This window comes from Amycolatopsis circi, assembly GCF_003385235.1.
GTDB lineage: Bacteria > Actinomycetota > Actinomycetes > Mycobacteriales > Pseudonocardiaceae > Amycolatopsis > Amycolatopsis circi.
In genome coordinates, this window is sequence record NZ_PQIA01000122.1 from 22,243 (window position 1) to 29,815 (window position 7,573).

Sequence of the window (7,573 nt, forward strand, 5' to 3'; positions counted from 1 at the left end):
TGGCGAAGTGCGCGATCAGGCGGGCAGTACGCCGGGAAGCATCGCGCAAGCCCTCCGCGACGATCTTCTGGACGGCGTCCTCGAACCCGGGACGCGGCTCACCGAAGAATCGCTGAGCGCGAGGTTCGGCGCCGGGCGGCATTCGGTGCGGTCCGGGCTGCAGACGCTGGTGTCCGAGGGGCTGCTCGAACACCAGCGCAACAAGGGAATCGTCGTGCCCGCGGTGACCGCCGACCGCATCGACGCGATGTGCTCGTACCGGTCGATCCTGGAACTCGGCGCGCTGCGCCTGGCGCTGCTCCAGAACGCGAACTTCGACGCGGTCGACGAGGCGGTGCGGCGACTCGAAGCGATGACCGCCGAAACGCCGTGGCGGCACGTGATCGAGGCACACAGCGTGGTGCACACGGAAATCGTGTCCGCCAGCGGAAACCCTCGCGTGGTCGCCGCGCACCGGGCCTGCGCGAACGAACTCAACTGCATGCTCGCGACGATCCGGGCCGAGTCCTCGGCTGCGCATCTGGCGACGACGCACCGGCACCTCGTCGGCCAGCTCCGCGTCGGCGGGGAGACTGCCCTGAAGGGGCTGGAGGACGACCTCGAACTCGGCGGCCGCGCGATGATGCATCTCGCGCTGCGCCGCCGGAACGAGGTGCCCCTTCTGCTTCCGCGAGACCTCGGCTCGTGAGCGTTCATCCCGGTTCTAACCGGCATCGCCACTCACGACCCTCCCTACTGCGCAGCCACCGCCTGCTCCCCCGGCACCGCCCGCACCACCGGAACCTCGTCCAGCAACCCGCGCCGCGCCAGCTCCGGCCGCACCCCCTCTCCGAACCAGTACGCCTCCTCCAAATGCGGATATCCGGACAGCACGAACTCCGACACCCCAGCGTCGTGATACTCCTCGACCAGATCGGCGATCTCGGCGTAACTGCCCACGAGCGCAGTCCCCGCACCGCCGCGAACCAGGCCGATCCCCGCCCACAGATGCGGATGGATCTCCAGATCCCGCGCGGTCGTCCCGGACTTGCCGCCGTGCAGCGCGACCATCCGCCGCTGCCCCACCGACTCGCTCGCCGCCAGCTGCGACTGCGCCTTGGCGATCTGCTCCGGAGTCAACGCGTCCAGCAGCTTCTGCGCCTCCGCCCAAGCCTCCGCCGAGGTGTCGCGCGCGATCGTGTGCAGCCGGACGCCGAACCGGATCGTCCGGCCCTCCTGCTCCGCCAGTTCCCGCACCTTGCCGATCTTCTCCGCCACTTGCGCAGGCGGTTCGCCCCAGGTCAGGTACACATCGGCGTGCCGCGCGGCGACCGGGAGCGCCGCCGCCGACGAACCGCCGAAATACAGCGGCGGCACCGGATCCGGCGCGGCGAGCGTCGTAGCTCCTTCGACGCGCAGGTGGTCGCCGGTGAAATCGAACGGCTTGCCCGACCACACGCCGCGCACGATCGTCAGGAACTCGTCGGTCCGGGCATAGCGGGCGTCGTGGTCGTGCCAGTCGCCGAAGCGGCGCTGTTCGATGGCGTCGCCACCGGTCACGATGTTCAGCAGAACCCGCCCACCGGACAGCCGCTGGAAGGTGCCCGCCATCTGGGCGGCGAGCGTCGGCGAAATGACGCCCGGGCGGAACGCGACCAGGAACTTCAGCCGGTTCGTCTCGCGGATCAGCGCGGCGGTGGTCAGCCAGGCGTCCTCGCACCAGGTCCCGGTCGGCGTCAGCACGCCCTCGAAGCCGAGCCGCTCGGCCGCGCGGGCGACCTGCGCGAGATAGTCCAGATCGGCGGGCCGCTGCGCGCTCGGGCCCTGGGATTTGTTGGCGTGGAAGCGTTCCACGATCGTCCGGCCGTCCCCGGTGGTCGGCAGGAACCAGTGCAGTGTGACGCTCATCCGTTCCTCCTCGCGGCCTCGATGTCGGGCCCGTAACGGCGGTCGACGAACGCCGCGAAGTCGACCTTCCCGGGCAGCGTGCCCTCGTTCGTGAACGCGTCGGCCAGCTGTTGTTCGGATGCGACGACGGAATCGTCCAGCGGAATCGGCCGGTCCCGTCCGGCGGACACGGCTTTCTGAGCTACCTCCGGCTTCAACCCGGTTTCCGCCGCCCACGCGCGCGCCCATTCGTCGGGATGCGAGTTGGCCCACAGCTGGGCTTTCACCACGCGTTGCACGAAGTCCTTGACGGCCGAGTTCTTGCCCGGATCAGCCAGCGCGGTCGTGCTGGCGGTCTCGAAGGCCAGCCCGTTGGACGCGCCGCGACCGTCGGCGAGCACCCGGGCGTGGGCGTCGAGCTGGGCCTGCGCGGTGTACGGATCCCAGATCGACCACGCGTCGATCTGGCGCTGGGTGAAGGCGGCGAACGCCTCGGACGGCTGCAGGAACGAGATCTTGATGTCCTTTGTGGAGAGACCAGCCTTCTTCAGCGTGTTGAGCAGCTGCCCGTGCGCCGAACTCCCCTTAGCCACACCGACGGTTTTGCCCCGCAAGGACGCGACATCAGTCAGCGGAGAATCCGGCGGAACCAGAACGGCCTCCCGCTCCACGTTGCTCTTCGCCACGCTCACCACGGAAATCTTCGCCTTCGATGCCGCCGCGAAAATCGGCGGCGTGTTGCCCACCCGGCCGACGTCGATTGCCCCCGCGGACGCCGCCTCCAGCAACGGCGGCCCGGACGTGAACGTGGACCATTCGATCCGGTACGGCGTCCCGCTCAGCTGATTCGCCGCCGTGAGCAGGGATTTCACCCCGCCTTTCTGGTCGCCGACGCGGAGCGTGACCTTCTTCAGCTCCGCGGGCGACACCGCGGCGGGCACCGGTGCGCGACCGTCCGAAGCGGACGACGAGCAGGCGGCGAGCCCGGTCAGCAGAAGCGCCGCAGCCAGGACGTTACGCAGGTGCACCTTCGGTCACTCCCAGATCGGCCAGGACGCGGCTGCGCACCTCGGCATTATCGGCGGCCTTCCGCGGGCGCGGCTGGCCGAGGACGTGTTCGGCGACGATGTGCCCTTCGCCCAGGACGAGGATCCGGCCGGCGAGCACGAGCGCTTCGTCGACGTCGTGGGTCACCAGCAGTACTGCGGGCTGGTGCGTACGCCACAAATCCTCGACGAGACGGTGCATCGCCAGCCGGGTCAACGCGTCGAGGGCGCCGAACGGTTCGTCGAGCAGCAGCAGATCCGGTTCGCGGACCAGCGCCCGGGCGAGCGAAACCCGTTGCGCCTCACCGCCGGAGAGCGTCAGCGGCCATTTGTCGGCATGCTCCGCCAGCCTCACTTCGGCCAGGGCTTTCTCCGCGACAGCGCGATCGTTGTCGTGGCGCAGGCCGAGCACGATGTTGCGCCAGACCTTGCGCCACGGCAGCAACCGCGGCTGCTGGAACGCGACGGAAACCGTCCCGTCGACGCTCGCGGTGCCCTCGATCTCCTGGTCCAGCCCAGCCAGCACCTTCAGCAGCGTCGACTTCCCGGACCCGCTCCGCCCGAGCAATGCGACAAACTCTCCGCGGCCGATGTCCAGGTTCAGTCTATTGAGGACAGTACGGTCGCCGAACTTCTTCGCGAGGTCGCGGACCTCGACTACCGGGCTCGCCATCGCAAGGCCCTCCTTTCGAGCAGCCGGACGAGCGCGTCGGTGACGAGGCCCAGCACGGCGTAGACCACGAGCCCGACCACCACGACGTCGGTGCGCAGGAACTCGCGGGCATTGTTGATGAGGTAACCGATCCCGGCGTCCGCGTTGACCGTCTCGCCGACGATCAGCGCCAGCCACGCGACCCCGAGCGACTGCCGCAACCCGACCAGCGCCTGCGGCAACGCACCCGGCAAAACGACGTGCCACAACTGTTCCCCGCGGGTGAATCCGAGCGCCCTCGCGGCTTCCACGAGCTGCGGGTCGGCGGTGCGGATTCCCGAGTGGACATTCAGGTACAACGGAAACGCCACACCCAGCGCCACCAGCACGATCTTGGTTTCTTCACCGATCCCGAACCACAGGATGAACAACGGGATCAAGCCGAGGAACGGCAAGGTGCGCAGCATCTGCACCGGCGGGTCGACCAGCGCCTCGCCCCAGCGGGACAATCCCGCGACGGCCCCGAGCAGGAGCCCGGCCAACGCGCCGAGCGCGAATCCCGCGCCTACGCGGCCCAGCGAAACGACGAAGGCGCTGCCGAGTTCGCCGCTGCGGGCGACGTCGACGCCGGCTTGCAGGACGGTCCAGGGCGAACTGAGTTTGTCGGGCGGCAACGCGCCGGTCGAGCTGGCGATCTGCCACGCCGCGACCAGCACGACCGGGCTGATCCAGCGCCGCAGCGACGGCAACCGCCGCGGCGCGCGCTTCGGCGCGGCCGTTTCGGCGCGCGGCAGCACGCCCGTGGTGGAAATCGACACGGATTTCTCCCGGGTGGGGTTTTCGGTTCAGGGAAAGGGATTCAGCGGCAGGACGGACAGACCGCGCTCGCCTGCTGCCGGAGGTCGACGTGCAGGCGGCACACGAGGAGGACGCCGCGCTTCATGCCCCCGAGCTTCGATCCCCGGACGGGTGAAGTCAATGTCGCGCCGGGCGGCTCTCACGGGCTGGAACCGGCGCGGCGGTGTACGGGGTTTGTGCACCGCGCGGGTCGGCGGATGCCCGGGATGCGGGACGGGTTTCCCGCGCCGCTGCCGAATATGGGGCGGCTCAGGCGCTTACGCAGGTGCTCCAGTTAGGCAGCGCCGACCGCGTCCGGGGAGCGCCAGCCGCTACGGCGACCAGCCGATCCTGCACAGCATCATCGGCCCAGCCACCGAGTTGAACACCGGCGGTCCGGGCTCAGCACAAAATTGTCGGTGCCGTGCGGTACAAGATCACTATGTTCATTTCCCAGGTACTGCAAGCGTTCTTCGCCCCGAACCCGCACCGCATGCCCTGTCGGCGCACCCTGCCCGTGCCCGCCCCACGAGCACGGCGCCGACCCCGGCCCGAGCCAAAACTCGGCTCAGCCGCCGAACATCAGCCGCCATTCCTCCAGCGACCGGGGCCGGAACACGAAATTCGTCCCCTTCACCCGCGACAGCGACGCCGAGGACTCCGGCGAATACTGGTGTCCTGGATACACCACCGGATCTCCCGGCAGGGTCGCCAGCCATTGCAGGCTGCGGAAAATCGCGTCCGCGTCGCCGCCGGGGAAGTCGGTGCGGCCGCAGCCCTCCAGGAACAGCGTGTCCCCGGAAACCAGCCGGTCGCCGACCAGGAAGCACTGGCTTCCCGGAGTGTGCCCCGGCGTGTGGAGCAGCCGGATGTCGATCGAGCCGACCGTCACGACGTCGTCGTGCTCGTGCGCGCGCAGATCCGTGTCCGACACGCCGGTCACGCGGCGCACCCACTCGCTTTCCTGCGCGTTGACGTGGATCGGCACCGGCCGCAGCGCGAGCAGTTCCGCGATCCCCGGCAGCGAAAAGCCCATCATGTCGCCGCCGACGTGGTCGGGGTGATGATGCGTCGCGAGCACGCCGGTCAGCCGCATCCCGTCGGCTTCCAGCGTCTCGACCAGGTCGCCCACCGCGTAAGCCGGGTCGACCAGCACCGCCTCGCCCGACTCGCGGTCCCCGATCAGGTAAGCGAAATTCACCATCTGGGTCGCGACGGGATCCCCGACGGCGAAGTCGCGGCCGGCGAGCAACTGGCGGAAGTAGAGCTGGTCTGCCATGCCCCGCAGCCTAACGGTCGTCGTTCACTCCCCCACGGAGCCGTCGGCGAGTTCCCGCAGCGCGTCGAGGTGCCCGATGTGCCGCGCGGTCTCCTGCAGCACGTGCGCCAAGACCCACCGGACGGTGAACTCCCCCGACCGCCGCGTCCGATCCTCCGGCGTCAGCCCGGCCAACGCCGCCGCCGACCGCTCCCACTCGGCGCGATACGCCGCGACCACCCCGGCGACGCCGTCTTCCGGAGTCAAATCCCAGCTCGGATCCGGCGACCCCGGCCACAGAGAAGGCTCGTCGGACCCGCCCGCCTCGATCACCAGCCACCACCGTTCGACCGCGGTCAGGTGCTTGAGCACGCCCAGCGCGCTGGTCCGCGGCGAACTCGGCAACGGCGTCGCGGCTGCCTGCGCCCGGGTCAACCCGGTGATTTTCTGCACCGCGGTCGCCCGGAGGAAGTCCAGGAACCGCGTCTGCACGGTCAGCTCGTCGCCGTCGAGCGGATCCGGCCAGACGCGCTCTTCCTCCGCCATGGCCCCGACCCTACGGGGACCAGAGAGGAATACGCTCGGCGTCATGGTGTGGGGATTTCTGTGCGCGCTGCTGTCCGCGGTGGCCTACGGCGTCGCTTCGGTGATGCAGGCTGTGGCCGCGAAGGCCGCACCCGACGAGGGCGGCTCCGGGATCGACCCGCGGTTGCTGCTGCGGGTGCTGCGGCAGTGGAAGTTCGTCGTCGGCCTGCTGCTCGACGGCGTCGGGTTCGTCGCGCAGATCGCCGCCCTGCACGTCCTGCCGCTGTTTCTCGTGCAGGCCACGCAAGCCGCCAGCCTCGCGGTGACGGCCGTCGCGGTGCGGGTGTTCGGAGTCCGGCTCGGGGCACGGGAATGGACCGCCGTCGGCGTCGTCTGCGCCGGGCTCGCGCTGCTCGGCTCGTCAGCGGAGAGCGAGGGCTCCAGCGAGGTCGGCTTGGGCTTCCGTCTGACGCTGGCCGGCTCCGCTGTCGTACTCGGGATCGCCGGGCTGCTCGTCGGACGCGCCAGCGACCGCGTCCGCACCGCGGGCCTCGGGCTGGTCGCCGGACTGTGCTTCGGCCTGGTCGCGGTGGCCGGACGGGTCATCCCGAGCCTCGCGCCGCTCGACCTGCTGCGCGACCCCGCGCTGTACGTCGTCGCCGTCGCGGGCGGGCTGGCCATGCTGTTCTTCGCCACCGCGCTGCAACGCGGCAGCGTCACCACCGCCACCGCGATGATGGTGCTCGGCGAAACCGTCATGCCGTCGCTGATCGGCGTCGTCCTGCTCGGCGACCGGACCCGGCCCGGCTTCGCCGTTGTCGCGCTGATCGGCTTCGTCCTCGCGGTCGCCGCCGCACTGGCGCTGGCCCGATTCGGCGAACCCGAACCGGCCGTCGCCCCGTCCGGAGAACAGCCGCCCGAGGCAGAGCCCGCCGGACACGACGCCCACCGGTAGGCCGCACCTCCCAGCGCCCCGCGACCGCCCATCGAAGGTTAGGCTAGCCTTCACAACTGGCGGGACGAACGGGAGCAATCGGCGAACGGGACCAGCCTCGCCCGCAAGAACGGAGGCGCTGGTGACCACGACCGCACCCACGGCCGAAGGCGGCGCGCTGCCCAGCACGCCCACCGGTCCGCGGAGACCGGCCCAGCCGACCGGCCTTCGCTCGCCCGATGCGAAGACATCGGTGACCGCCACCGCACCCACGACCGGTCGGGTCCTCCTGTGCGGTGCCATCACCGGCCACCCGAAACCCGCCCTCGCCGCCAACCCCGCGGAGGCGCTGGTGACCACGACCGCACCTACGGCTGGCCAGGCCACGCTGCCCAGCACGCCCCGCAGGCCACCGGCGCACTCGGCCAGCCGTAGGTGCGGTCGTGGTCACCAGC

Annotated in this window: 8 protein-coding genes; 2 read left to right on the top strand and 6 right to left on the bottom strand. The window is 70.3% G+C overall.

What is annotated here, in order from left to right:
* Nucleotides 1-7: 7 nt before the first annotated feature.
* On the top strand, nucleotides 8-688 hold the full coding sequence (locus D0D37_RS36125) for a GntR family transcriptional regulator (protein ID WP_162834637.1): 681 nt from the start codon (nucleotides 8-10) through the stop codon (nucleotides 686-688).
* Between the two features lie 44 nt (nucleotides 689-732).
* Here the strand turns inward: D0D37_RS36125 and D0D37_RS36130 are convergent, their stop codons facing one another.
* From D0D37_RS36130 to D0D37_RS36160, 6 genes are all read right to left on the bottom strand, one after another.
* Nucleotides 733-1,887, bottom strand: coding sequence for an LLM class flavin-dependent oxidoreductase (locus D0D37_RS36130; protein ID WP_116205072.1), 1,155 nt, complete (start codon nucleotides 1,885-1,887; stop codon nucleotides 733-735).
* The gene (locus tag D0D37_RS36135) at nucleotides 1,884-2,894 is read right to left on the bottom strand and encodes an ABC transporter substrate-binding protein (RefSeq protein ID WP_162834638.1); all 1,011 of its coding nucleotides are present in this window, start codon (nucleotides 2,892-2,894) and stop codon (nucleotides 1,884-1,886) included. Before D0D37_RS36135 ends, D0D37_RS36130 begins: the two co-directional genes overlap by 4 nt.
* Nucleotides 2,881-3,585, bottom strand: a complete 705-nt coding sequence (locus tag D0D37_RS36140) for an ABC transporter ATP-binding protein (RefSeq protein ID WP_116205073.1) — start codon at nucleotides 3,583-3,585, stop codon at nucleotides 2,881-2,883. Before D0D37_RS36140 ends, D0D37_RS36135 begins: the two co-directional genes overlap by 14 nt.
* Complete coding sequence (locus tag D0D37_RS36145) at nucleotides 3,570-4,382, bottom strand: ABC transporter permease (RefSeq protein WP_116205074.1); 813 nt, start codon at nucleotides 4,380-4,382, stop codon at nucleotides 3,570-3,572. The genes D0D37_RS36140 and D0D37_RS36145 overlap by 16 nt, the downstream gene beginning before the upstream one ends.
* A 587-nt stretch (nucleotides 4,383-4,969) precedes the next feature.
* Complete coding sequence (locus tag D0D37_RS36155; RefSeq protein WP_116205076.1) at nucleotides 4,970-5,680, bottom strand: MBL fold metallo-hydrolase; 711 nt, start codon at nucleotides 5,678-5,680, stop codon at nucleotides 4,970-4,972.
* Nucleotides 5,681-5,704: 24 nt separating this feature from the next.
* Nucleotides 5,705-6,205 carry a DinB family protein gene (locus D0D37_RS36160; RefSeq protein ID WP_116205077.1) on the bottom strand — a complete coding sequence of 167 codons (501 nt, stop codon included), beginning with the start codon at nucleotides 6,203-6,205 and terminating at the stop codon, nucleotides 5,705-5,707.
* Nucleotides 6,206-6,248: 43 nt separating this feature from the next.
* On the opposite strand from D0D37_RS36160, the gene D0D37_RS36165 reads away from it, so the two are divergent.
* Nucleotides 6,249-7,139 (top strand): DMT family transporter, encoded by an 891-nt coding sequence (locus D0D37_RS36165; RefSeq protein WP_116205078.1) that lies wholly within the window; start codon nucleotides 6,249-6,251, stop codon nucleotides 7,137-7,139.
* Nucleotides 7,140-7,573 lie beyond the last annotated feature (434 nt).

Bases quoted from the DNA above. Each gene is read 5' to 3' on its own strand.
- D0D37_RS36130 (WP_116205072.1), bottom strand. From the start codon at position 1,887: ATGAGCGTCACACTGCACTGGTTCCTGCCGACCACCGGGGACGGCCGG.
- D0D37_RS36140 (WP_116205073.1), bottom strand. From the start codon at position 3,585: ATGGCGAGCCCGGTAGTCGAGGTCCGCGACCTCGCGAAGAAGTTCGGC.
- D0D37_RS36155 (WP_116205076.1), bottom strand. From the start codon at position 5,680: ATGGCAGACCAGCTCTACTTCCGCCAGTTGCTCGCCGGCCGCGACTTC.
- D0D37_RS36160 (WP_116205077.1), bottom strand. From the start codon at position 6,205: ATGGCGGAGGAAGAGCGCGTCTGGCCGGATCCGCTCGACGGCGACGAG.
- D0D37_RS36165 (WP_116205078.1), top strand. From the start codon at position 6,249: ATGGTGTGGGGATTTCTGTGCGCGCTGCTGTCCGCGGTGGCCTACGGC.